Annotated in this window: 20 protein-coding genes; 15 read left to right on the forward strand and 5 right to left on the reverse strand. The window is 40.2% G+C overall.

Annotation, left to right across the window (positions count from 1 at the left end):
- Positions 1-75 precede the first annotated feature (75 nt).
- Positions 76-2,910 carry a TonB-dependent receptor domain-containing protein gene (locus ACOQO1_RS16065; protein ID WP_420603902.1) on the reverse strand — a complete coding sequence of 945 codons (2,835 nt, stop codon included), beginning with the start codon at positions 2,908-2,910 and terminating at the stop codon, positions 76-78.
- Between the two features lie 183 nt (positions 2,911-3,093).
- On the opposite strand from ACOQO1_RS16065, the gene ACOQO1_RS16070 reads away from it, so the two are divergent.
- From ACOQO1_RS16070 to ACOQO1_RS16115, 10 genes are all read left to right on the forward strand, one after another.
- Positions 3,094-3,780, forward strand: coding sequence for a response regulator transcription factor (locus ACOQO1_RS16070; RefSeq protein WP_420603903.1), 687 nt, complete (start codon positions 3,094-3,096; stop codon positions 3,778-3,780).
- On the forward strand, positions 3,780-4,832 hold the full coding sequence (locus ACOQO1_RS16075; protein ID WP_420603904.1) for a sensor histidine kinase: 1,053 nt from the start codon (positions 3,780-3,782) through the stop codon (positions 4,830-4,832). Before ACOQO1_RS16070 ends, ACOQO1_RS16075 begins: the two co-directional genes overlap by 1 nt.
- Positions 4,833-4,908: 76 nt before the next feature.
- On the forward strand, positions 4,909-5,577 hold the full coding sequence (gene trmB, locus ACOQO1_RS16080; protein WP_420603905.1) for a tRNA (guanosine(46)-N7)-methyltransferase TrmB: 669 nt from the start codon (positions 4,909-4,911) through the stop codon (positions 5,575-5,577).
- Positions 5,578-5,580: 3 nt separating this feature from the next.
- Entirely contained in the window at positions 5,581-6,210 is a 630-nt protein-coding gene (locus ACOQO1_RS16085) for a LysE family transporter (RefSeq protein WP_420603906.1), read from the forward strand.
- 1 nt (position 6,211) lies between these two features.
- Positions 6,212-6,538 (forward strand): MGMT family protein, encoded by a 327-nt coding sequence (locus ACOQO1_RS16090; RefSeq protein ID WP_420603907.1) that lies wholly within the window; start codon positions 6,212-6,214, stop codon positions 6,536-6,538.
- Between the two features lie 825 nt (positions 6,539-7,363).
- Positions 7,364-8,503 carry a P-loop NTPase gene (locus tag ACOQO1_RS16095; protein WP_420603908.1) on the forward strand — a complete coding sequence of 380 codons (1,140 nt, stop codon included), beginning with the start codon at positions 7,364-7,366 and terminating at the stop codon, positions 8,501-8,503.
- A gap of 2 nt (positions 8,504-8,505) precedes the next feature.
- A complete protein-coding gene (locus ACOQO1_RS16100) occupies positions 8,506-8,745 on the forward strand; it encodes a NifU family protein (RefSeq protein WP_420603909.1) in 240 nt (79 codons plus the stop codon).
- A 70-nt stretch (positions 8,746-8,815) separates the two neighbouring features.
- Positions 8,816-9,874: an NAD(P)/FAD-dependent oxidoreductase gene (locus ACOQO1_RS16105; RefSeq protein ID WP_420603910.1), complete on the forward strand. Its 1,059-nt coding sequence runs from the start codon at positions 8,816-8,818 to the stop codon at positions 9,872-9,874.
- A gap of 55 nt (positions 9,875-9,929) precedes the next feature.
- Positions 9,930-10,241 carry a four helix bundle protein gene (locus ACOQO1_RS16110; RefSeq protein ID WP_420604341.1) on the forward strand — a complete coding sequence of 104 codons (312 nt, stop codon included), beginning with the start codon at positions 9,930-9,932 and terminating at the stop codon, positions 10,239-10,241.
- A 64-nt stretch (positions 10,242-10,305) separates the two neighbouring features.
- Positions 10,306-10,638 (forward strand): ferredoxin, encoded by a 333-nt coding sequence (locus tag ACOQO1_RS16115; protein WP_420603911.1) that lies wholly within the window; start codon positions 10,306-10,308, stop codon positions 10,636-10,638.
- A gap of 117 nt (positions 10,639-10,755) precedes the next feature.
- Here the strand turns inward: ACOQO1_RS16115 and ACOQO1_RS16120 are convergent, their stop codons facing one another.
- Positions 10,756-12,492 (reverse strand): ABC transporter ATP-binding protein, encoded by a 1,737-nt coding sequence (locus ACOQO1_RS16120; protein WP_420603912.1) that lies wholly within the window; start codon positions 12,490-12,492, stop codon positions 10,756-10,758.
- A 132-nt stretch (positions 12,493-12,624) separates the two neighbouring features.
- On the opposite strand from ACOQO1_RS16120, the gene ACOQO1_RS16125 reads away from it, so the two are divergent.
- The 3 genes from ACOQO1_RS16125 to ACOQO1_RS16135 all read left to right on the forward strand — a co-directional run bounded on the left by ACOQO1_RS16125 (position 12,625) and on the right by ACOQO1_RS16135 (position 16,112).
- Positions 12,625-13,671 carry a TPM domain-containing protein gene (locus tag ACOQO1_RS16125; protein ID WP_420603913.1) on the forward strand — a complete coding sequence of 349 codons (1,047 nt, stop codon included), beginning with the start codon at positions 12,625-12,627 and terminating at the stop codon, positions 13,669-13,671.
- A 61-nt stretch (positions 13,672-13,732) separates the two neighbouring features.
- A complete protein-coding gene (locus ACOQO1_RS16130; protein WP_420603914.1) occupies positions 13,733-13,942 on the forward strand; it encodes an alkylphosphonate utilization protein in 210 nt (69 codons plus the stop codon).
- A gap of 7 nt (positions 13,943-13,949) precedes the next feature.
- The gene (locus tag ACOQO1_RS16135) at positions 13,950-16,112 is read left to right on the forward strand and encodes an acylase (protein WP_420603915.1); all 2,163 of its coding nucleotides are present in this window, start codon (positions 13,950-13,952) and stop codon (positions 16,110-16,112) included.
- On the opposite strand, the gene ACOQO1_RS16140 is transcribed toward ACOQO1_RS16135, so the two are convergent.
- Complete coding sequence (locus ACOQO1_RS16140) at positions 16,113-16,754, reverse strand: hypothetical protein (RefSeq protein WP_420603916.1); 642 nt, start codon at positions 16,752-16,754, stop codon at positions 16,113-16,115.
- Positions 16,755-16,842: 88 nt separating this feature from the next.
- Positions 16,843-17,739, reverse strand: coding sequence for a metallophosphoesterase (locus ACOQO1_RS16145; RefSeq protein ID WP_420603917.1), 897 nt, complete (start codon positions 17,737-17,739; stop codon positions 16,843-16,845).
- Positions 17,740-17,853: 114 nt separating this feature from the next.
- Between ACOQO1_RS16145 and ACOQO1_RS16150 the strand changes: the two genes are divergently transcribed.
- Entirely contained in the window at positions 17,854-20,232 is a 2,379-nt protein-coding gene (locus tag ACOQO1_RS16150) for a GAF domain-containing protein (protein ID WP_420603918.1), read from the forward strand.
- Here ACOQO1_RS16150 and ACOQO1_RS16155 read toward each other — a convergent pair whose 3' ends face one another.
- Positions 20,233-21,426, reverse strand: a complete 1,194-nt coding sequence (locus ACOQO1_RS16155; RefSeq protein ID WP_420603919.1) for a Pycsar system effector family protein — start codon at positions 21,424-21,426, stop codon at positions 20,233-20,235. It abuts the gene before it with no gap.
- 53 nt (positions 21,427-21,479) lie between these two features.
- Between ACOQO1_RS16155 and ACOQO1_RS16160 the strand changes: the two genes are divergently transcribed.
- Entirely contained in the window at positions 21,480-25,193 is a 3,714-nt protein-coding gene (locus ACOQO1_RS16160) for a metallophosphoesterase (RefSeq protein WP_420603920.1), read from the forward strand.
- Positions 25,194-25,364 lie beyond the last annotated feature (171 nt).

Below are 25,364 nucleotides of genomic sequence, written 5' to 3' on the forward strand. Positions count from 1 at the left end.
ATTTGAGGCTAAAATATTGCTGGTGTGTAACTTAGACTTGTCCAAATAGTTACATTTCAGTGATCTTAACTTTAATTAAAAGTTATACGTGAGGGATAGTTTTATGTTTTGTCCTTTCTGGTAGGATAGCACAGTTACATCTTGCGTTTCCTGAAAACGTTCTATCTCTGGATTCAACAAATTTTTGGCTGTCAATGATAACCCAATATGCTTGTTGAGGTTGGCTCTAGCAACAAAATCGAGTGTGCCAAAACCTTTATCGACCAAGTTGCCTTTTCCTTCAGTCCCTAGTGCGTAGATTCGGTCCGAGAAATAGTTGTAGGCCAGAGTGACCAAGATGTTTTTGTCTTTTTTGAATTCTTTATAGTAACTTAAATCTCCATTAAGCAGCAAGTCAGAAGCTCCGGAAATTCTATCACTATCATTGGAAAAATCTACACTTAATGGCAAAATACCTGCTTCGGTGGTTTCAGTTACTACTTTTTCAGCATCCAAATCTTGGTCCGAGGTCATGTAGGACATGTTGAAACCCAACGTCAGATTTTCTTTTGCAAAGTAATCTTCCAACTCTGTCTCCCTTTCAAAAATGCTTTTCCTTAACTCAAATTCTGCTCCTAAAGCTGTGGCCTGATCACCAGAGTTAACATAACTGATATCATTTGTGGCCGAGTTTACGGTTACACTGTTGATGGGGTCTTGGATTAGTTTTCCAAAAAGACCCAAGGATACAAGTTCTGTGGATTTAGGAAAAAGCTCCCACTTTACATCCACATTGTAATCGGTGGACGCATAAAGGGATGGGTTTCCAAAATATACCTGTGTTACCTCTTCAAACTGGAACAGGGCTCTTTCCTTAAACTGGGGCAGGGTATAGGTCTTACTGGCTGCAAACCTTAGGTTTTGCTTCTCGTTAAGGGCATATTTTATGGAAAGGGAGGGTAAAATTTCAAAAGTGTCAAATTCACTTTTATCCCCAGTAGGGTCTAATGATGTGCTCCATTCAATAGTCTGATTTATCTGCTCTCCGCGCAAACCTGCAGTAATGGTAAATTTAGGATTGAAGGCATATTCCAGATTTAAAAAACCTGCATGGATGTCTTGTGTGCCATCATAGGTTTGGGGATCCAAAACATTTGGAGTGCCCAATCCACCCCTAAAAGTTGCAATGCTGAAAAGACCTGCATTCAAATTTTCTTGATTGAAATAGGCATCTACATTGTAAATGTCGTCAACAATAGGTTGGTCCACTATGGAATTATCGGGATTTCTTTGGGTGATATTGAAGTTGAACTGTATGGCTTCAAAATCAACGGTCTTGAATTTTCCGCTATACCCCAAAGTCAATTTTCCCCCAAAAGTTCCCTCTTCAGCATCTTCCTTAAATTTATAGGTGGCCGCCATGTTCGCCGCTACCTCTTCCTCTTCTAAATTTTGATAAAAACGATGGTTGTCAGAAGAGTTCAAGGTTTCTTGGAAGGATTTTGGACCTTCGGGTACATCCCAATCGTCTGGTGTAAGAACAATTTGTCTTCTATTGGGAACATCATTTTCAACAAAATTGTATGCTCCGCCCCAGTTTACTTCAAGATTATCTGAAAGTGAGTGTTCACCCAAAAGCTGGTGTACCACTAAAACAGTTCGGTCAAAAAGTGCTCTTTGCACAAAAGCGCCACCTTCTGGGGCATAATCAAAGACATCTACAATACCAAAGTATTCTTGCTGCTGTTGGGTGGTTGTATTTACCATCAAAGCGTTGTAAAGAAGTTTGTGCTCGGGTGTCCTATAACCTATATTTCCTAAAAGAGTAGTGTTGGTATTGTATTTAAAGGTGTTATAGGTATAGTCTCTTCTGGCAAGTCCAGAAACATTGACACTACCTCTGGTAACACCTTCGTTGTAATTGTAATCATTGGAATGGGAAGCAACTCCAAAAATGCTCAATCGCCCATTTTCACCAAGCTGAAAAGAATCACCTGCTCTCAACGATATATCAAGATTTATGGGTGAAGAAGCCTCGGTCCTGTCCCAGCTGGTTGTAAAATTATAGTTGCTCAGTGGAGAAGCAGGATAGATGATATCGTAGAATCCAGATTTGTTTGGACCATCATTTAAATAGAACTGATCTACGGATGTTGCTTCGGAATTTATTCCAGTTCCAAGACCTACCGAAAGAAATCCCTCTCCCTTATAATCTTTTGAAACGATATCTATATTGGCTCCAGCGAAATCCCCATAATTGCGAACCACATAGGTTTTGTCAATTCCTATGGACTCCACAATATCTGTTGAAAAAATATTTAGGTCTATGTTCTTCATGGATGGATTGTTGGAAGGCAGTGGCAGCCCGTTCATGGTAGTTATATTGTAACGATCGCCCAGTCCACGCACAAAAATACTTCCAGAGCCTTCCTGTTTTGAAATACCCGTAGTTTTGGTAACGGCCGCGGCAACATCACTTACTCCTTTTCTGGCCAATTCCTGTGCACCTATTGATGTTTTGATCTCTGTGGCCTTTTTTTGGTCAAGAAGCAGTGCGGCCTCGGAATCTTTTCGTGAAACTGTGGTTACAACAACCTCATCCAGCTCAAAACCTGAGGAAGCCCGCATAGGCACGTCAATACTTGTTACCTTATCAGCAACAACCTCTACATTGGGAATTTCTATGGTCTCATAACCTAAATAACTGAACACAACCGTATAAACTCCCGGCTCAACCCCTGAAATTTCATAAAGTCCATCAAAATCTGAGGTTGTCCCTTGTGTTGTGCCCTTTATAAGAACATTTGCAAAGGCCAGGGGCTCATCATTTAACTCTTTATCGGTCATTTTGCCCACGATGCTTCCCGTGGTGTCTTGTGCGCTCCCTTGTAATCCTACAAACAGCGTGAAAATCAATAAAATATACTTCATTATAGCTTATACATAATTTGGCGCAAAGAACGCGACGGGTTGTAAAAGCGATGTTACGGGCGAGTTAAGTATTTATTGAGGAACTGTTACAATAATGTTATGACATTAAATGAATGTTAAGCATTAATATTGTTATAGTATTATCTTTACATTTGGGCGATTTAATGCATTAAATACCATCCAATGAAAACTAAGGATATTAAGATTTTACTTGTTGATGATGAGCCTGATATTCTGGAAATTGTAAGCTATAACCTTTCTGCTGAAGGCTATGAGGTTTTTACGGCAAAAAATGGTGCCGAAGGCGTTGCAAAGGCTAAAAAGAAAAATCCGCACCTGATCATTTTGGATGTAATGATGCCGGAAATGGATGGGATAGAGGCCTGTGAAATTATCAGGAGCACACCTGGTCTTGAGAACACCATCATTACTTTCCTGACCGCGCGCGGTGAAGATTATTCACAAGTAGCCGGGTTTGATGCTGGAGCGGATGACTATATTACCAAACCCATAAAACCCAAAGTGTTGGTTAGCAAGGTAAAAGCTTTGCTTAGAAGGTTGAAAGAAGAAAAAGCAGAAGCAGAGGATATTGTTAAGGTGGGCAATATTGTAATCAATAGGGAGGAATACAAAATTGTTAACGATGGAGAAGAAATAGTGCTCCCCAGAAAAGAATTTGAGCTTTTGTCCTTATTGACCTCAAAACCCAACAAGGTGTTCAAAAGAGAGGTGATTCTGGATAAAGTATGGGGGAATGAGGTTGTAGTTGGTGGCAGGACCATTGATGTGCATATTAGAAAATTACGCGAAAAAATAGGAGATCACCATTTTAAAACTGTTAAGGGCGTAGGGTATAAGTTTGTCTTGTAATGGCCATTCAGCTAAGGAAATCCTATAAGTTTGCCTTTTGGTCATCGCTCTCCATAACAGGATGTCTTACCGCATTATTTGTAGCTTTCCAAGTTTATAAAAATCAGATAGACTGGGTTTTTATCATTCTATTTGCATTGGTTTGTTTGGGAGTGTCCTTTACCATAATCCAAATACGGGTTGAGCGCTTTATCTACAGACGGGTCAAAAAAATATATGACGATGTTTCGCTTTTGGAATCCTCATCATTCTCATCAAGGGCGGTGACCACGGATATGAAAACCTTGACCAGGGAAATTGAAAAATTTGCCCAGGGGAAGAAAATTGAGATCGATACTCTAAAAATTCAGGAAGAATACCGGAAAGACTTTTTGGGAAATGTGTCCCATGAGCTCAAAACACCGCTATTTACCGTACAAGGCTATATTCTTACCTTGTTAGATGGTGCAATGAACGACAAGAAGATTCGGGAAAAGTACTTGAATAGGGCCAACAAAGGGGTAGAGCGGCTGATTTATATTGTAAAAGACCTCGATTTGATCACAAAACTCGAAGTTGGGGAACTAAAACTGGAACGGGAGGAATTTGATATTCTGGAATTGATTCAGAATGTATTTGATTTACTGGAAATGAAGGCAGCACAAAAGGATATCATGCTCACCTTCGATATGGAATACAAACCCGTTTTTGTCAATGCCGACAGGGAAAAAATTCAACAAGTGGTAAGTAACCTTTTGGTAAACTCAATAAAATATGGGCATGCCAATGGAACCACAGAGGTAAGTGTGGAAAACCTGATCAAGAACAAAGTAATAATTAGGGTTACGGACAATGGTTACGGAATTCCCAAACAACATATCCCCAGACTTTTTGAACGATTTTATCGGGTAGATCAGAGTGGAAGCCGCAATGAAGGAGGTTCAGGACTGGGATTATCCATTGTAAAGCACATCATAGAGGCCCATGGTGAGAAAATTTATGTGGAAAGCGAGGAAGGCGTGGGTTCCGAATTTTCATTTACCTTAGAGAAAGTAGCAAATAGTTCTTCATAGATTCAATATCAAGATTGCTTTTGGATTTCCTTAGTTTTGCCAAAACATTAATTTTTGCGCAACTCAAACAGCTTAAGTGGGAAGTAAGAACAAACTAAAACGATTTAAGGAGAATGAGACATTTTCCAATGTGATCCAGCCAAAACGAGAAGAAATTCTAGAAGGATTTCAACTCAAGGGAAAATGGAACGATTTTTTTAAGAATGACCACCCCATAGTTTTGGAACTGGGCTGTGGTAAGGGCGAGTACACCGTTGGACTTGCGCAGCGAAATCCAGATAAAAACTATATTGGAATTGATATCAAGGGGGCACGATTTTGGCGTGGAGCCAAATCGGCACAAGAGGAGAATCTGGAGAATGTAGCTTTTTTACGAACGCAGATTGAATTGGTCGACCTTCTTTTTGCTGAAAATGAAGTCGATGAAATCTGGATTACCTTCCCAGACCCGCAGATTAAATACAAACGGACCAAACATCGGATGACCAATCCTGTATTTCTAAAGAAATACCAACAAATTCTTAAGCCAAAAGGAGTGGTGCACCTAAAAACTGATAGTGAGTTTATGCACGGGTACACTCTGGGGCTTTTACAGGGACAAGGGCATGAAATTTTATATTCCAATCATGATGTCTACAAAAATGCAGGAAGTCCGGCGGAAGTTTTGGAAATCCAGACTTTTTATGAAAATCAGTATCTTGACAAGGGAAAACCAATTACCTACATCCAGTTTAGGATAAACTAGCCAATGACGCATATACTCATTCTTTTCTTTGCTACATTTTCGGCTGCATTTATGGCAACGGTCCCCCCGGGTTTATTAAATATGAACGCTGCCAAAACCAGCGTTGAAAAAGGAAAGCTGAACGGAGTGATTTTTAGCTTGGGGGTATCATCAATGATTATGGTGCAAGCGTATATCGCTGTCCTTATTTCCAAGTTTTTGTACAGGAACCCAGAGGTTATAGACATTTTATTGAAGATTGCCCTGGTGGTTTTTGCTTTTTTCGCCGTTTACTTTTTTGTTGTGGCCAAACGAAATAAAACCCAGAACCTTCAGGAAGTTGGGGTAAGCAAAAAGAATAGTTTTTTTAAAGGCGTGTTGCTGGCCGCACTCAACTTGCTCACCATTCCCTACTACAGTGGGTTGAATGCCATGTGGAACGAGGCAGGTTGGATCAAGTTTGAGGCTTGGGACATTACCACCTTTGTTTTGGCGGCCGGAGCTGGAACATTTTCAGTGTTATACCTCTACACATTTTACTTCAATAAATTGGAGACCAAGACCAACCGATTCTCCAAAAATTCCAATTATATTTTAAGTGCCTTAATGTTGGTGTTGTTGGTGATTACCTTGATTCGTATTTTTTACAAATAACATGGAAGAGAAAAACTTTTTCGATAAGGTCTATGAAGTGGCCAAACAGATTCCTTACGGGAAAGTGACTTCTTATGGTGCCATTGCCAAATATTTGGGTGCGGCACGTAGTGCCAGAATGGTAGGTTGGGCCATGAACAATTCTGCGGCAAAAGATGTGCCGGCCCACAGGGTGGTAAATAGAATTGGCGTACTTACCGGGAAACATCATTTTGACGGCACCAGTTTAATGCAACAACTTTTGGAAAATGAGGGAATAGAAGTAAAGGACAATCAAATTGTAGATTTTAAAAAGCACTTTTGGGATCCGGGCAAGGAATTGTTTTGAGTCTTACAATGTTCAATTATCAATTATCAATTATCAATTATCAGTTATCAGTTATCAGTTATCAGTTGACGGTTGACAGAATCCGTACAATTAGAGTAATTCGTGTCTACCAAATCCTAAATACCAAATCCCAAACACCAACAATCTAACCATCCAAAAATCCAACCTCGTACTTCGTACCTCCAACTTCCCCCTTAACCTTTATCCCTTCACCCTACACCTTTTCACTAACTCACGGTTTCACTAACCCACTGTTTCACTAACTCACTGTTTCACTAACTCACTGTTCCACTAACCTACCATCAACTAAAAATCCAAACTCCAAACACCAACAATCGAACAATCCAGAAATCCAATCATCCAACTTCCTTTACCCTTCGCCTTTTCCCTTTGACCCTTTCCACTAATTCACTGTTCCACTATCCCACTATCCCGCCATCAACTAAAAACTTACAACTGTCCACTTAACATTGACCTCCTTTCACCCTTTAACCTTTTCACTAATTCACTATCCCACTATTTAACCAAGATTCCAGCAATCCAGCAATCCAACAATCGAAAAACCCAATCATCTAACTCCGTACTTCGCACCTCCAACTTCTCACTTAGCACTTTCCTTTCCCCTTCCCCTTTGACCCTTTCCACTAATTCACTATCCCACTATTTAACCAAAACTCCAACAATCCAGCAATCGAAAAATCCAACTATCATCCCAACCTATTCCACCATCTTCATTTTCAATACCCAAACTTCTTAATATAACCACCAAGCCGTATCTTTGTAATTTAGAATAAGTTTAAACGACTGCAAACAAAAACAGGATTGATGAAGCTGAACAAAGCAGATATTCTCAAGGCATTGGAAAACATATCCGCTCCGGGAGAGGGACAGAATTTAGTGGAGAGTGGTGCGGTGACCAATGTACAGGTATTTGGAGATGAAGTTGAGGTAGATGTGACCATAAAAAACCCAAGCCTTCAGGCCAAAAAGAAAACCGAAGTGGAAATTTTAAAGATTATCCACAAAGAGGTGTATGAAAAGGCTAAAATAAAGGTCAACCTTAAGGTTGATGCACCTGCAAAACCCAAGGTCAATCAAATCAAAGGGAATCCTATTCCTGGAATTCAGAATATAATTGCGGTAGCTTCTGGAAAAGGTGGTGTTGGAAAATCCACAGTAACTGCTAATTTGGCGGTTACTTTGGCAAAAATGGGCTTTAAAGTGGGATTGTTGGACACAGATATCTATGGCCCGTCCATGCCCATTATGTTTGATGTTGCCATGGAAAAACCATTGTCGGTCAACGTCAACGGAAAGTCCAAGATGAAGCCAGTGGAGAATTATGGGGTAAAACTATTGTCTATCGGGTTTTTTACACAACCCAATCAAGCAGTGATTTGGAGAGGGCCTATGGCTTCCAAAGCGCTCAATCAAATGATTTTTGATGCCCATTGGGGTGAACTGGATTTTCTGTTGTTGGATTTACCTCCGGGCACTGGGGATATCCATTTGAGCATAATGCAGTCCTTGCCTGTAACAGGGGCAGTTGTGGTGAGCACTCCTCAAGAAATTGCATTGGCCGATGCCAGAAAGGGAGTTGCCATGTTTCAACAAGAAGCTATAAGCGTTCCTGTGCTGGGAATTGTGGAAAATATGGCCTACTTCACACCAGCAGAGCTCCCTAACAACAAATACCATATCTTTGGGAAGGATGGTGCCAAGAACCTGGCCGAAGATTTGGATACACCATTTTTGGGTGAGATTCCATTGGTGCAGAGCATTCGTGAAGCTGGAGATGTAGGTAGGCCCGCAGCAATGCAAACCGCCACACCAATTGAAGCAGCTTTTGAAGAATTGACCAAGAATGTGGTGCAGGAACTGGTAAAAAGAAATACAGACCTACCACCAACAGAAGCGATAAAAATTACAACAATGGCAGGTTGTGCTGCCGTTAAAAAGAAATGAGCATGACATCAGAAGAGATTAAAAGCAAGGTTGAAAAAGCTTTGGATGAAATACGACCATTTCTACAAAGTGACGGAGGCGATATTTCGTTGATTTCAATAGATAATGATAGCTCCGTAAAAGTGAGACTGGAGGGAAATTGTATTGGATGCAGCGTCAACCAAATGACCCTAAAGAGTGGGGTTGAAATGACTATAAAGAAGTATGTTCCTCAAATTGAGGAGGTTATAAATGTGAGTTAGACATGATAAATGTCATAAACCCTTCTCGCTACAAATCTTAAGTTGCACAGATATCCAAATACGATTCTGAATGATTAAAACCGATATACTGATTATTGGAGCAGGCCCTACGGGTCTTTTTGCCGTTTTTGAGGCAGGTTTATTGCAACTAAAATGCCATTTGATCGATGCGTTGCCGCAACCCGGAGGGCAATGCGCAGAAATATATCCCAAGAAACCCATTTACGATATTCCAGGATTTCCAGAAGTATTGGCCGGAGAACTGGTTGATAATTTGATGGAACAGATAAAGCCATTTCAACCTGGTTTTACCCTGGGAGAACGTGCTGAAAAAATTGAGAAGCTAGAAGACGGCTCTTTTGTGGTCACCACAAACAAAGGAACAAAACACAATGCTCCCATAATTGCCATTGCAGGCGGGTTGGGAAGTTTTGAGCCTAGAAAACCCTTGTTGGACAATCTTTCCAAGTTTGAGGACAAGGGAGTGGCCTATATGATCAAAGAGCCTGAAATCTATCGTGATAAAAAAGTATTGATTGCTGGTGGAGGTGATTCTGCTTTGGATTGGTCCATTTTCTTGGCCGATGTAGCATCAGAAGTGACACTTGTACATCGTCGAAACGAGTTTAGGGGCGCTTTGGATTCCGTGGAGAAAGTGCAGCAGCTAAAAAATCAAGGGAAAATCAATTTGATTACCCCTGCTGAGGTGATCGACCTTCAGGGTGAGGATAAACTGGAAAAGATAATTGTTAGAAAAACGGACAATTCAGAGGAAATTGATCTGGAGGTGGATAATTTTATTCCTCTTTTTGGACTTTCCCCTAAATTGGGCCCGATTGCCGATTGGGGATTGGAAATTGAAAAAAATGCCATAAAAGTGGACAACACTTTGGATTATCAAACCAATATTCCGGGAATCTATGCCATAGGGGATGTAAATACCTATCCGGGCAAATTAAAATTGATTTTATGCGGTTTCCATGAAGCAACATTGATGTGCCAAAGTGCTTATCAACGCATTTTTCCGGATAAAAAATATGTAATGAAATATACCACTGTTGGCGGGGTCACAGGTTTTGATGGCAGTAAAAAGGAAGCGCCAAAGGCTGTGGTTAAATCTATAGATTAGTTTGATAGTTGGTTAGTGAAATAGTATGACGGTACAACGTTTTGAAGATTTGAAAATGTGGCAAAAATCCCAAGACTTGGCTGTGGAGGTATATGCGATATTCTCAAAAACCAATGACTTCGGTTTTAGAGATCAAATTACTAGAGCATCAGTTTCAATTTCAAATAATATTGCTGAAGGTTATGAGAGACAATCCAATGCTGATTTCAAAAGATTTCTTTATTTCGCATTAGCTTCTAACAGTGAAGTTAGATCAATGCTATACCTGTCAGAAAGATTGAATTACACCGACAAAAACAAATCGAAGTATTACTTGAAAAGACCAATGAGGTTTCAAAAATGTTGTATGCCTTTATTAAATCAATGAAATGAAGCATAGTAACAATCACTTTATTACTAATTAGCTAACCCACTATTTTCACTAGATAACTATGTCCGACATAAAAATAAAAATAACCGACCGCGATGGTGTATTGCACGAAGTAGATGCACCAACGGATATGAACATGAACCTGATGGAAGTGGTTCGTTCCTATGAATTGGCTCCAGAAGGAACCATTGGGATTTGTGGGGGAATGGCCATGTGTGCCTCATGTCAATGTTATGTAAAGTCGGATCACGAACTTCCAGAAAAGTCGGATGATGAGGAAGCCATGCTTGCCGAAGCCTTTTTTGTAGAAGATAATAGTCGATTGGGCTGTCAATTGCATATTACTCCTGAGCTTGAAGGTTTGGAAGTGGAATTGGCTCCGGAGGAGGCTTGAGTTATTACTCTCAATGATATGGGTGTGGTTTGAGGTTCCTCATTCCATTCGGAATGACATTGTTTTGGTAAAATGTCTTTAATCTAATAGCGTAGCGGTCTAATATCTCATATCTATTTATATCCTTGCCTGATACGTAAATAGATTATAATACCTTCCTTCAGAAGCAATCAGTTCTTCATGGGTTCCCTGTTCGGCAATCCGTCCGTTTTCAATTACCAAGATTTGATCTGCCTTTCTAATGGTACTCAATCTGTGGGCAATAACAAAGGTTGTTCTGCCCTTGGTGAGTTCCGCCAAACTTTTCTGAATCAAAGCTTCCGATTCTGTATCCAAATTTGAGGTGGCTTCGTCCAAAATCAATATCCTTGGATTGGCCAAAACGGCCCTGGCAATGGCAATACGCTGTCGTTGTCCTCCCGATAACTTTACCCCTCTCTCTCCAATCAACGTATCCAGGCCTTCATCAAAACGGTTGGTAAATTCATCTACATAAGCTGCTTTTATAGCTTTTTGTAACTGATCTTCCGTTGCATTGGGTCTTGGAAAGAGGATATTTTCCCCTATAGTGCCCTCAAACAAAAAATCATCTTGCAAAACCACGCCTAAATGTTGTCTGAAGCTGCTCAATTCTACTTTGGACATATCTTTCCCATCAATGGTAATGGTACCTGAATCTGGAGTCAAGAAACTGGCTGCGAGCCCAGCAATGGTGGATTTTCCAGAACCTGAACTGCCCACTAGTGCAATCACCTGTCCCGATTTTACCTTAAAACTGATATTGTGAAGCACTTCTTTGTCCTCTTCATAAGCAAAGGAGACATTGGTGAAATTCATATCCCCATGAATGGATTTGAGCGTGTTGGTCCGTTCAATCTCATTTGCTTCAGGAACCATGTTCATTAGCTCTTCAGTTCGATCCAGACCAGCCATCGCTTCGGTCAGTTGACTTCCAATATTGCTCATTTGCACTATGGGAGCTATCATCATGCCAAGTAAGACGGTAAACTCCACAAATTCACCTACGCTAAGATCTCCTTGAATAATCATATAACCGCCAAACCCCATTACACTTGTGGTGGCAACCCCAAGTAAAAAAGTGGAAGAACTTGTCATAAATGCGGTGGTGGTCAGGCTCTTTTTTACCTTCTGGTACAAGCGATCCACTCCAACCTCAAAAACTTCATGTTCCTGTTTTTCAGCATTAAACCCCTTGATTACTCTAACGCCTCCCAAAGTTTCTGTCAACCGTCCTTTTACCTCAGCATTGATTTTGCCTCGTTCCCTAAAAATGGGACGGATAATTTTAAATGCCTTTAGGGCGATTAAACCAAATATGATCAAGGGAATAAAAGTAAAAAGCGTCATAAAAACGTCGATATCCAATAAAAGGATCAGCGAAACTACCGCAGTGATCACACCTCCCACTAATTGCACCAAACCTGTACCCACCAAATTCCGTACTCCTTCCACATCGGTCATGATTCTGGATACCAAGGCGCCTGATTTAGAATTATCAAAAAAGCGAATAGGTAATGAGAGTACGTGCTTTTGCACTTTTGCTCGTAACTCAGATATTAAAAACTGGGCTTGGACACTTAAAATTCGAGTTAACAAAAATGAAGTGACTGATTGAACTAAAATAGCCAGCATTACTCCCGCTACCAAATATTTGAGCATTGTCACATCTTTTTTGACAATGATATCATCAATAAGGTATTTTGAAGCGATTGGAGCAACAAAACTGGCAGCTTTACTAAGGGCAATCAAAAACAAACCAATAAAGACCAACTTTCTTTTGGGCCAGATTATGGTTTTAAATGCAGTTAGAATACTTACTTTTTTCTCTGACATAAAGAGTTTTAAAAGAAGGTACAAGTTAGTTGAAATTATACGGACATAAAACCGTTTACGCAATCTGTACATTGATAGGAAAAGAACATTCCCGCATATCGTATATTTAAAGGTTTCCATTTCAGAGGTGTCATGAAAAAAATTCTTTTTTTTGCTTTCTTTCTTATAGGTTCTTCCATGGTCTTTGGACAGCAGGACTATTTGGAATTGCGAGAAATTGTTACCGACAGCGCCCATATTTTTTCAACTCAAGAGTTGGAAGGACTGAAATCAAAACTTACACAGTTTGAAACCGAAACCACCAACCAACTGGTGATTTTGACAATTGATGCTTTGGAAAATGAAACCATTGAGGAATATGCCAACGGAACATTCAACCAAAACGGATTGGGTCAAAAAGAGAAAGACAATGGTATTCTCATCCTATTTGCCAAAAACGACAGGGAAGTTCGTATTGAAGTAGGCTATGGATTGGAGCCCTATATCACAGACGCTGTTGCATCTGGAATCATCAGAAATACCATGATTCCCGAATTCAAAGAGGAAAATTATTTTAAGGGGCTGGACTTGGCCACTGATCAGATCATTGAATTTCTGAACAATCCGGAAGCGCTGGAGGAATTTAAGAATGAACTGGAATCTGAAAACGATATAGGTTGGGGAGTTGGAATTTTCATTGGTCTTTTCTTTCTAATATTTATTGGTGCCGGCGGGTTTGTATTCTTCAGGACATATTCAGGTATGGTAGAAGCATTTCGGGGGATGTTGATTGGTAAGCTGGGCATTTTGCAAGGCCTGTTCATGGTGATTTTCCAAATGATCCCCATACTTTTTTCTATGGTCTTCATTTTAATGCCTCTGTTCTTTGCAATGGAAATATTTGGTTTTAACATCAATTTCGAAGACTATTTGTATTTATTGGATGACTTTTCATGGATTTATTGGGTAATCGGGAGCTTTTTCGGATTTACTGTGGTATTGGCTGTGGTAAAAATTCTCATCAAAGGAAAAGAAGGGTTCAAACTTTCATTGCTCAAAAGTGATAGTAAGTACATGAGCAAAACCTTCTCTTCAGGCGGGAGTCATTCTTTTGGTTCCAGTTCCTCTGGGGGTAGTTCCAGTAGTTTTTCAGGAGGTGGTGGAAGCTCTGGAGGTGGTGGAGCCAGTGGCAGTTGGTAATGGATTGTTCAATTAGCAATTCAATGGCATTTGCTGTACATTAACGATCTAAAACATACGTATGGATACCAAAGACAGTAACGGAAACATTCTTGAAGATGGAGACAATGTGCATGTCACTAAAGATTTAAAGATCAAGGGCATGTCCAAAACCCTTAAAAGAGGGAATGTGATAAAAAATATTCGGTTAACGGGAAGCCCGCAGGAGGTGGAATGTCGTGTGGGAAAAGCGCAAATCGTACTTAAGACCCAGTTTTTGAAAAAAGCATAGAACCTATATGAGAACCTCATTGTTAATTGTATTGTTCACTTTAGTGAACTGTAGCCCAAAACCTCAAACTGAAGTTGAGAAATGGCAGGCCCAAGCAGAAAACGTCACCATTATACGAGACGATTTTGGCGTACCCCACATTTATGGGAAAACGGATGCCGATGCAGTTTTTGGATTGTTATATGCTCAATGCGAAGATGATTTTAATCGCGTAGAACAAAATTACATTTGGGCAACAGGAAGATTGGCAGAGGTAGAAGGCGAAGATGCACTTTATAGTGACCTCCGTGCACAATTGTTCATGACCAAAGAAGAAGCTATTGCCAATTATGAAAAAAGCCCTGATTGGTTAAAAAAGCTTTGCGATGCTTTTGCTGATGGTATTAACTACTATTTGCACACCCATCCCGAAGTAAAACCCAAGCTTTTGACCCGTTTTGAACCCTGGATGCCCATGTATTTTAGTGAGGGGAGCATTGGCGGAGACATTGAACGGATTTCTATAGCGAAAATCAAAGCATTTTACGAGGGTGGGACGCAGGTTCCTGAAATGCGATTGATAAAGAGCGGCAAAGCAAATGAAATGGCCGAACCCCAAGGATCCAACGGAATTGCTATATCTGGAAAGTTGACGGAATCGGGCAATGCCATGTTATTGATCAATCCACATACCTCTTTTTATTTTAGGGGAGAAGTGCACGTGGTCAGTGAAGAGGGATTAAATGCCTACGGAGCAGTTACCTGGGGGCAGTTTTTTGTATACCAAGGTTTTAATGAAAAAACAGGTTGGATGCATACATCGACTTATACCGATGTGATGGATGAGTTTAAAGAAGTTTTGTTGAAGAATGATGGAAAACTGTTTTACGCGTATGGAGATGAAATAAGGCCTTTAGATTCTACGAAAGTGACTCTCAAATATAAAACTGGGGATGGATTGCAAGAAAAAACTTTTCCTATGTATCGAACCCATCACGGCCCTATCACCCATATTGTTGATGGGCAATGGACCGCTTCGGCCATGATGTGGGAACCGGTGAAAGCTTTGGAACAATCATACATCCGCACTAAGCAAAATGGATATGATGGATTCCGAAAAATGATGGACATTCGTACCAATTCTTCCAACAATACCGTTTATGCAGATGCTGGGGGCAATATTGCCTATTTCCATGGGAATTTTATCCCTAAAAGGGATACTATTTTTGATTATACAAATCCTGTGGATGGTAGTAACGCCAAAACAGATTGGCAGGGACTCCACACAGTGGACGAAAATATCTTGGTGCTAAATCCTGAAAACGGATGGCTTCAAAATTGTAATTCAACACCCTACACTTCAGCCTTGGAGAACAGTCCCAAACGAGGTGATTATCCCAAATATATGTCGCGAGATCAGGAAAATTTTAGAGGGGTACATGCCATTGAATTATTGAGAGACCGAAACGGCTATACCTTGGACAGTTTGATTGTATTAGCCCATGACCCATATTTACCGGCCTTCAAAGCTTTGATTCCAGGACTAATAGCGGCATATGATGAAAATCCAATATCCAAATTGAAAGAACCCATTGAAATATTGCGTAATTGGGATTTTAGAACTTCCAAAGAATCCGTGGCAATGACTTTGGCCCATTATTATGGAACGGAATGTTATAGACAGGCCAATAGGCCAGATGGATTATATGCCATGCAATTGGTGAACTATTGGGGCGATGAATCGCCAGATTCGGAAAAATTGGCTTTATTTCAAGAAACTGTATATCGTCTAAAGCAGGATTTTGGTACATGGAAAATGCCCTGGGGTGAGGTAAACCGTTATCAACGGTTGAATGGTGATATCCGTCAAGCTTTTGATGATACCAAACCCAGTATTCCCATTGGTTTTGCCAGTGGACGATGGGGTGCGTTGGCTGCCTATGGAGCACGTTATAACAATGGAACCAAAAAGATTTATGGTACCAGGGGCAATAGTTTCGTTGCGGCAGTGGAATTTGGCGATAAGGTCAAGGCTAAGACCATTTTAGCTGGGGGACAAAGTGGAAATCCAGATTCACCACATTTTGAGGACCAAATTCAAATGTATGCGGATATTCAATGGAAAGATGCAGCTTTTTACAAGGAAGATGTTTTAAAAAGAGCGGTTAGAACATATAAGCCCGGAGAGTGATCATTCCTCTTCCTTGACAACTATTAAACTTGCTTTGGAGCCAGTGGAAAGGTTCCATCGGTTGTTGTGGATAATATTGCCTTTATCATCCGCTATAACCACTTGAGCGGTATTGGGGCCTGCAGATCCCTGGTTCAAAGCTTCAAAATCGAGCCGGTTAAACCCTTGAATCAAATCAATGTTTACTCCCTTAAAAGTCCCGGAAAGCAACATATTGTGTTCTATAACCTCACCGTTAAGATATATTTTTACGCGATCCCCATCCACATATTCATGATCCCTACAAACAATCCCAACAAACTTGGCACTGGTTTTTACATCACCAAGATATTGGTCGCCATGATGTTCTTTAGATCCCTTTTTCTCTTTTTCTCCTACTTTGGGATCAATGACCAAATCATGACCAGCTTGTTTTAAATCTCGATCTGGTAACATTTTAATCCCAGGCTTGTTATTTTTAGAAGTTAGGTTCTCATCAATTACGGAAGGCATGCGAAGTGAAGTACCTTGGTTACTGGATTTAATATCCAAATTGTTCCGTTCTCCAATCTTTAATGGTCGCGTAGTGGGAATATCCCCTTGAGCCTGCAAAGAAGCAGAACCAAAAACCAAAAAGGAGAGAAAAAAAACAAGATTTTTCATAGCAAATAGGTCGATAACTTTTCTTAAAGTTAACAAATACCTTGCCACCTAGGTGATAAAGAGACGTTAAATCGATGATTTACATGGTTTAGGAATCTATGTAGTCCGATAATTTTTCAGGGCCTTCCAACAATACCTTCACAATTTGAAGGGTGCCATCCGGTTTGGTATCAATATGCCATTTGATCAAAGAGATTTCACCATTTTCAATCTCAATTCCAGTAATGCTTCGTGGATGCACACAGCTACCATCGTTAAAAAACGGAATTTGTCCAGGTTCTGGAAACCTGGGTCTATGGGTATGTCCCGCAATGGTGATTCTAAGGTTGTTCTTAAGGATCCAGCGTTTTATGCGCTTTTCAATCCGGATAAGCTCTTTGTAATTTTTTGCAGGGCTTGTTGGGTCAGCTATCCCCACCACTTGCAGAGGCTTCCAAAGAATTCGCACCAAAAAACGTCCAATTCGCCAGCAAACATAGTTCCACCAATCGGCCTGGTGACCATGGGTGCAAAACAATTCTTGTTCGGTTTCTTTATGTTTTAAAATAAGAGCTTCATGATAGGTTATGCCTTCAAAAAGTTCCTTATCCGTATCTTCTATAGGCTCAAAATAACTGGATAAATGCTTATCAACATATGCTTTTTGCCTATATACCATATCATGGTTTCCCCAGACCATATGGAGCCTATTTTCCAAATGAAATTGTCGCAACAATTGATATACATTTTTATGAGCCTCAAAAATGGATTCAAAACTGAGGTTTTCCCAAAGTTCGTCCCCATCGCCCAATTCACAATATTGAAAACCTTCACGGTAATAATGGTTCAGTGCATGGAAATAGATGTTCCGGTTATTGGCGAAATCATCAGCAAAACTGTTATCTCCCCTATGGCAGTCACTAAATAAAATGAACTTGGAAGAATCATCAAAAGGGATGATTTTGGCATTTTGGTACGCTCGATCTAACCTAAAACTAGAGGACATGGAACAATTTTCATTAAATATCCAAAAAATGACAACAAATCCATAAGGAATCCCTTAACAACTGCGCATTTTTTCTTTTTGTAACTTTACAGGCTAAACCTCGACTTATATTGTATGGAGCAAAATTACCAGGCAGAGAGTCCCATGTTGCATCTGGTGAGTTTCAACAAACTGTTGCAACACTACGATGAGCAGCTTAAAAGCAAGGATAAATATTTGGCGGAAAGGGCCAAATATGTACTTGATGCACAAGCGCCGTACCCAGAATTGAGGGAAGGTTTTAGCGATTTTGCACTTTTAGACAAGTACAAGGATGTGATTAAGGTCATTCTTGCAGATACCTTTTCACCCGTTCTTACCAAAAATGAGATTAAAACGGTATCAACTCCATTTGAAAATACAGTCTTTAACTCCTCGGAGCGGTTTCAGAACATTTTAAAAGACGCTGGAGAGGGATTTGAGCTCCAGATTCGGAACTTACCTCAAAATGTGGATTATATCATGCGTTGCACCGTAGTGCTGAGCTTTTACTACGGGTTTAAAATGGACTTTAGGAGGCCATTGTTTTATGATATTCCAGATGCCAATGGGGTAATGCGCCATTACCGTATACTTTATAATGCCGATTTTATGGAGATAGTTCCCACGGAAAAGGCAAAGGAACTTTCCCAGGCGGATGTGGATGAATTGCTGGAAAATTTTGATAATCTTGAGCTGTGGAAGGAAAAAATCCCACCGAACAGTTTTATTTCCAAGGGATTTGTCATCTCCAATATGTTCGATGTTACCGCCGAGCATTCCATTTCTGAAATTAAATCCACATTGATTGGAAGCAGTAAAAGGAGTGATGAAAACGTAATGAACAGTTTTCAGGAAACCTTCAGATCACTTTTCAACCTAAGAAAAATAAACGTCGGTTTCACAGGGTATGATTCCAACACCAATAGATTCTTAAAAATTTATGGTAAGGGTATAGAAAGTTATATTCTTAAAGGAAAGGAAATGGAATCCTGTGATCAGATGTTGTGTAGCTATTCCCGTGAAAAGTTGTTTACGGATAACACTTATTTTGCTATCTCCAATGTAGAGAAGTACTTCAAAAAATCAAAAGGGGAACAACCCTATAAAAATCTGCACGAGCAAGGAATAAAAAGCGCCATATTGGCTCCAATAGCCAGTGATGGTAATCTTTTGGGTGTTTTGGAGTTGGTGTCGACCACTGTGAATGAATTGAATAGCGTCAATGCCAATAAATTGGAGGATGTGATGCCATTTATTATTTCGGCTGTGCTTCGATCTATTGAAGAAGAAGAGAACTTGATTGATGCCATTATCCAGCACGAGTGCACCACGGTGCATTCTTCGGTCTATTGGAAGTTCCAGGAAGAAGCCAAACGGTTTATGGCCGATGAGCTTGAAGGAAACCAACCTATTTTTAAGGAAATTGTCTTTAAGGATGTTTATCCACTGTATGGTCAAATTGATATCAAGGAATCATCCAAGCAAAGAAACCTTTCCATTCAGCGCGATTTAATGATTCAACTCTCCGAGATTAGCGGAGTTTTGACCGAAGCGTTCAAAAAGTTCAAGCTTCCCATATATGAAGAACTCATATTTAGGGTGAACACCTACATTGAAGAGGTAAAGGAGGCATTGTACACTCATACTGAGCAGAGTATCTTCGATTTTGTAAAGGAGGAAATAGTTCCTGTCTTCAAACATCTGAAACGTGAAAATAAGGAGTTGGTAGCGTTGGTTGACAACTATGAAGCGCAGATAGACGAAGGAACAGAATCCTATTACGACCATCGTAAAAATTACGATAATAGTGTAATGGAGGCTAACATGGAACTAGCCGCTTTGTTGGACCGAAAACAGGTTGAGGCCCAAGAAATGTTCCCACATTATTTTGAGCGCTACAAAACTGATGGTGTAGAGCACAATATGTACATTGGCAGTTCCATAGCCAATGATAGAAACTTTGATGAACTTTATTTGAGCAACCTAAGGTTGTGGCAATTGCAGGTAATGTGCGATATGGAAAATAAGTACTATGCGCTGAAACCAAAATTGCCTGTAAAACTGGATGTTGCATCCCTTATTTTGGTATACAGTACTTCATTGGCCATTCGTTTCAGAATGGACGAAAAACGATTTGATGTGGATGGAACCTACAATGCCAGATATGAGATTATTAAAAAACGCATTGACAAATCCTATATTAAGGGGACCAATGAACGTTTGACACAAAAAGGGAAATTGGCCATTGTATATAGTCAGCGTAAGGATGAGAAAGAATACATGCGCTACATCAAGTTCCTTAAGGCCAAAGGTTACTTCACCAATAACATTGAAATTGTTGAGCTTGAGGGATTACAAGGCGTTACCGGGTTAAAAGCTATCAGGGCAGAAATTTTGTATACTAAAGACAAAGACACCAAATCTGAGCGCACTTATACCTATGAAGATTTGATGGAAGAACTAAAATCTTAACTATGCTAATCTATCGGCTCCACCTAAAAAGTGGAACGATATGGCGAAGGCGATTACCGATATTACTATCCCAATAATAAAAATAGTGTAGGTCAACCTGAGAATCTTATATTTTCGGTTCAATACCAACCCTAAGAAGTAAAGGTCTTTTGTGAGCGAAGAATAAATGTATTGATTGTCCTTCACCAATTCTTGAATGGCCCATTCATAGTCAGCAAGGCTCATTTTATGAAAGTTGCCAAAAAATAACAGGTTTACTTTCTTGTTTTCCACATCCTGTTTGGTAAACTGTCCGCTGGTAACGTTGGGTCTGGTGGCCAACACAGCCAAAATCATGGAAACAACGCTAAAAGTGATGAAAATTGACGTGGGCCAAATCAGGTAGGCATTGGAGGGATTGTCCAGTTTGGGAATAAGGTTTGACAATGCCACAGATATAATGATGGCATTTACAGAAAGCAATATATTGGCTTTGGTATCTGCAATATCACTAAGTGTGAGGTGGTTTTTGAGGGTTACCCTGAACAAGGTTTGAATACCACGATCAGGACTCTCACTTTTATACTTGGCCTTTAGAGCCTCTTTTTTAGCAATCTCTTTTTCCGTCTTTTTCTCTTTCACCAATTGCTTCAAATTACGCTCCTTGCCCTCTTCCCAGTTTTCTTTGGCATAATCTGTATAGAACTGGTGCTCGTTCCGGAACATTTTAATGTTGGCATCTCTCCACTCTTTGTTGGAGTATTTGGCAATATCCAGTAGTTCCAGTTCCTCTTTTAAAAAATCAGTGGTTTCCCAATAACTCTTTTGTGCAAAATGGGAAGCATCGGCATCACGTAGTATTTCCTCATGCAGATTTTCAGGTTTATGGTACCGTTCGGTGGCCATTATATTGGCACTTATATCTTCAATGCTCTTGGGGTCATAACTGTTTTCCTTCAAAAAATTGGTCGCTATATTACAACTGGCCTCCTCATGGTTTTGCACTCCTTTGGTATAACCCGTGTCATGGAACCATGCGGATAGAATCAGCTTTTCCTCCTCGGCAGGCCCAAGTTTATAGAAATTGAGCAATTCTTTAGTACTTTTAACCACACGCTGGGTATGTCGCAAATTGTGGTACAAGAACTTTGGATCTAATTCTTTTTCCAAAAGTTCCGAGACAAATTGTTCAGCTTTTTCTATTATTTCCGACATAACAGTACTTTGAATTCTCCAAAATACAAAATTTTGGAATCAACCTCAGAGATATGAAAATACATTACTTAGTTGTCCTATTGCTGGCCTTGGTCACAGGTTGTGCTACCTACGAAGCAAAGTATAAAACACCATTCAATAAAACCGACATTTCCGAAGGGAAAGAAGTTGAGCACACTTTTTATTTGATCGGTGATGCAGGGAAATCTCCCCAAGGGGATATGAACTCTACCCTCAAGCAGTTTAAAGGAAGATTGAAAAAAGCCACAAAGAACAGCACCGTTCTTTTTTTGGGAGATAACATTTATCCTGCCGGCTTTCCAGACAAAAAAAGTGACCCGAAGGGTCATGCGTTGGCAAAAAACCATTTGGATGCCCAATTGGGAACTGTGAAGGACTTTAAAGGAAAAACAGCTTTTATTCCCGGTAATCATGACTGGTACAGTAATGGTCTTAAAGGATTGGAACGCCAAGAAAAGTACATTCAGAATGCTCTGGATAGTAAAAGAGTGTTCCGACCTGACAATGGATGCCCCATTGAAAAAATAGAGGTGAGTGATAATATCTTGGTAATCGCGATTGATACAGAGTGGTATTTAACCAATTGGGATAAACACCCTACCATGAATGATGATTGCGAAATTAAATCCCGTACCCGATTTTTTGAAGAACTGGAAAGTCTGATCAAAAAAAACTTGGATAAGACCACTATTATCGCAATGCATCACCCCATGGTTACTTATGGCTCCCATGGAGGGTATTTTTCGTTTAAGGAACATATGAATCCAAGTGGCAAAGGGTTCCCGCTACCTGGGATTAGCTCCTTGGCCAATTTATTGAGAAAGACCTCTGGGGCCTCTATAACTGACATGTACAACAAAATGTACAATCATCTAAGAAACAGGATAATCACATTGTCACAATATTCGGAGAAGGTAGTTTTTGTGTCGGGACATGAACATTCCCTGCAATATATCGAAGAAAACGGGATTCCGCAGATCATAAGTGGTTCAGGTGCTAACACCGGAGCGACCCGATTGTTGAACGGCAGTAAATTTTCCACCGGAAAAACCGGTTATGCCGTTTTGAATGTTTATACCGATGGGTCTTCAAAAGTAGACTTTTATGGTGCTGGTGAAACGCCGGAAGAACTGTTGTATCAATCTCAGGTGCTTTCCCCAGCCCCTTCTACGGAAAGTGCGTCATACCAAAGTGATTTTCCGGAATATGAGACTACATCCATTTATTCGGATAAAGAAATTGATAAAAGCGGATTCCACAAATGGCTTTGGGGCGAACGTTATAGGAAGTATTATGCCACAAAGGTCAAAGCCCCTACAGTTCGACTGGATACTCTTTTTGGCGGACTCTCTGTAGTAAGAAAAGGAGGTGGCAATCAATCCAACTCTCTACGACTAAAGGATAAAGAGGGCAAGCAATATGTATTGCGCGATTTACGAAAGAGTGCCGAACGTTATTTGCAAGCCATGGCTTTTCAAGAACGATTTGTGATTGGTGAATTTGATGACACTTATACAGAAAAGTTGCTTTTGGACCTCTACACCGGGGCCCACCCGTATGCTCCTTTTACTATCGGAGAACTTTCTGATGCGGTAGAACTGTATCATACCAATCCAAAACTGTACTATGTGCCAAAACAGTCCATTTTGGGCGACTTTAATGCCGATTTTGGAGGAGGGTTGTACATGATAGAAGAGCATGTTTCGGATGGACATTCCAATTTGGAAAGCTTCGGAAAAACCAAAAAGATTGAAAGCACTTATGATTTTATCCAAAAGCTAAGAGAGGACGAGGAATATGTTTTGGACAGCGAAACTTATGCCAGGGCCAGATTGTTTGATATACTTATTGGCGATTGGGACCGACATGTAGATCAGTGGCGATGGGCAGAATTTAAGGGAAAAGATGGTAAAAAAGTGTACAAGCCTATACCTAGGGATAGAGATCAAGCGTATTCCCGTTGGGGAGATGGGTTTATTTTGGAGTTTGGTTCACGTGCCGTACCCGCCCTTCGCATTTTTGAAGGCTTTCATGAGGAAATCAGAAGTGTAAAAGGATTCACCTCTTCCCCCAGGACTTTTGCCCTGGATATGGCCTTGTTGTCAGAAGTAGATATGGATGTATGGGTCGCACAGGCAAAATTTATTCAACAACATATTACCGAAGCGGTAATTGATAAAGCTTTTTTAAATTTTCCAGAGGAGGTAAGGGATGAAAGCGTTGATAAAATCAAAAAAACTTTGTTGGCAAGGAAAAGAAACTTGGTGGACACGGCCAAGGAATATTTTGGTGTCATCAATAAATATAGTGTGGTCACAGGGACCGATAAAGATGATTATTTCAATATCACTTCAACCCAAAATGGCGACTTGGAAGTAAGGGGGTATCGTATCAAAAATGGTGAGAAAACCGATATGTTCTTTAAAAAAACCTACCATCCACAGTTCACCAAAGAAGTTTGGGTCTATGGCCTTGATGATGATGACGTTTTTGAGGTAAACACCAAAACCTCAAAAATTAAAGTGCGTATCGTAGGTGGTCAGAACAACGATGTGTACAAGATTGATGAAAAATCAAAAAAGGTGCACACTTATGATTTCAAGACCAAAAAGAACACCTACGATGAGGCATTTGGTGGAACAGTTCATAGTATCAATGATTATGACACCAACACCTACGATTTTTTAAAAATCAAGGCGAGCAATAATCAATTCCTGCCGACCATTGGATCTAATCCGGATGATGGCTTTAGAATAGGATTTACGAATACGTACACTTTCAATGGTTTTAGGCAAAATCCGTTTACCCAGCGTCACATTTTTAATGCAACCTACTATTTTGCCACCAACGGTTTTGATTTGGGATACAATGGAGAGTTTGCCAATGTTTTTGAAGGGGTGAATCTTGAGTTGGATGCCAGATTTACCAGTCCAAATTTTGCCATCAACTTTTTTGGGTTTGGCAACGAGACGGAAAACAATGATGATGATGAGCCTTTAGGCCTCGATTATAACAGGGTTAGGTTAAGAACCATAAAAGTTGCTCCTTCCTTGGTTTGGCGAGGATATTTGGGGTCAAAAGTAAGGTTGGGGGCATCTTATGAAGATATTGAGGTGGAAGAGACCGAAGATCGGTTCATTAATCAATTTTATGTGGATAATGGTGAAGAGAGTGAGCAGAGTTTCTTTGGCGTGGATGCTGAATACAGTTATTCTAATTCGGATAATGAAGCCTTTCCTACTATGGGAATGAGCTTTTCGTTGCACGGGGGCTACAAAATGAACTTAAATGATTCCGATCGGGCATTTGGGTATATTATTCCAAGCCTGTCCATTGATCATAAGTTGTGTTCCAATGGGAAGCTGGTTTTGGCAACCAAGATCAAAGGGCATATAAATATTGGCGATGATTTTGAGTTTTATCAAGGAGCCAATATTGGGGCCAATAATGGGTTAAGAGGGTTTAGGTTTGAACGTTTTACGGGAAAATCGGCCTTTTACCAGAATATGGACCTGAGGTTGAGTTTTAGGAACAGGCAAACGGGATTGTTGCCGGTCACCCCAGGAATTTATGGTGGTTTTGATTATGGCAGGGTTTGGTTTCCCGGTGATGATTCGGATAAATGGCACAACTCATACGGAGGTGGTTTCTTTTTGAACGGAGCAGATCTTTTGTCGGCTAATTTTGGGCTCTTTAACAGCTCCGATGGAATGCGATTTGCCTTTGGTGTAGGATTTGGGTTTTAATGACGGGTAGAAGGTAAAGGGTAAAAGGTTGATGGGTGTTCGTTGATTGGTTTATCTGTTTACTGCCCACATACATCAATTTACACTAGACTTTTAAATCAAAATTCCCGAACTTCACTTACCTGTGCAGAACTTGCCTGCATTGAATTTATTTCAGTGTTTCAGTATCGG

It is taken from the genome of Flagellimonas sp., assembly GCF_965222555.1.
Taxonomy (GTDB): domain Bacteria; phylum Bacteroidota; class Bacteroidia; order Flavobacteriales; family Flavobacteriaceae; genus Flagellimonas.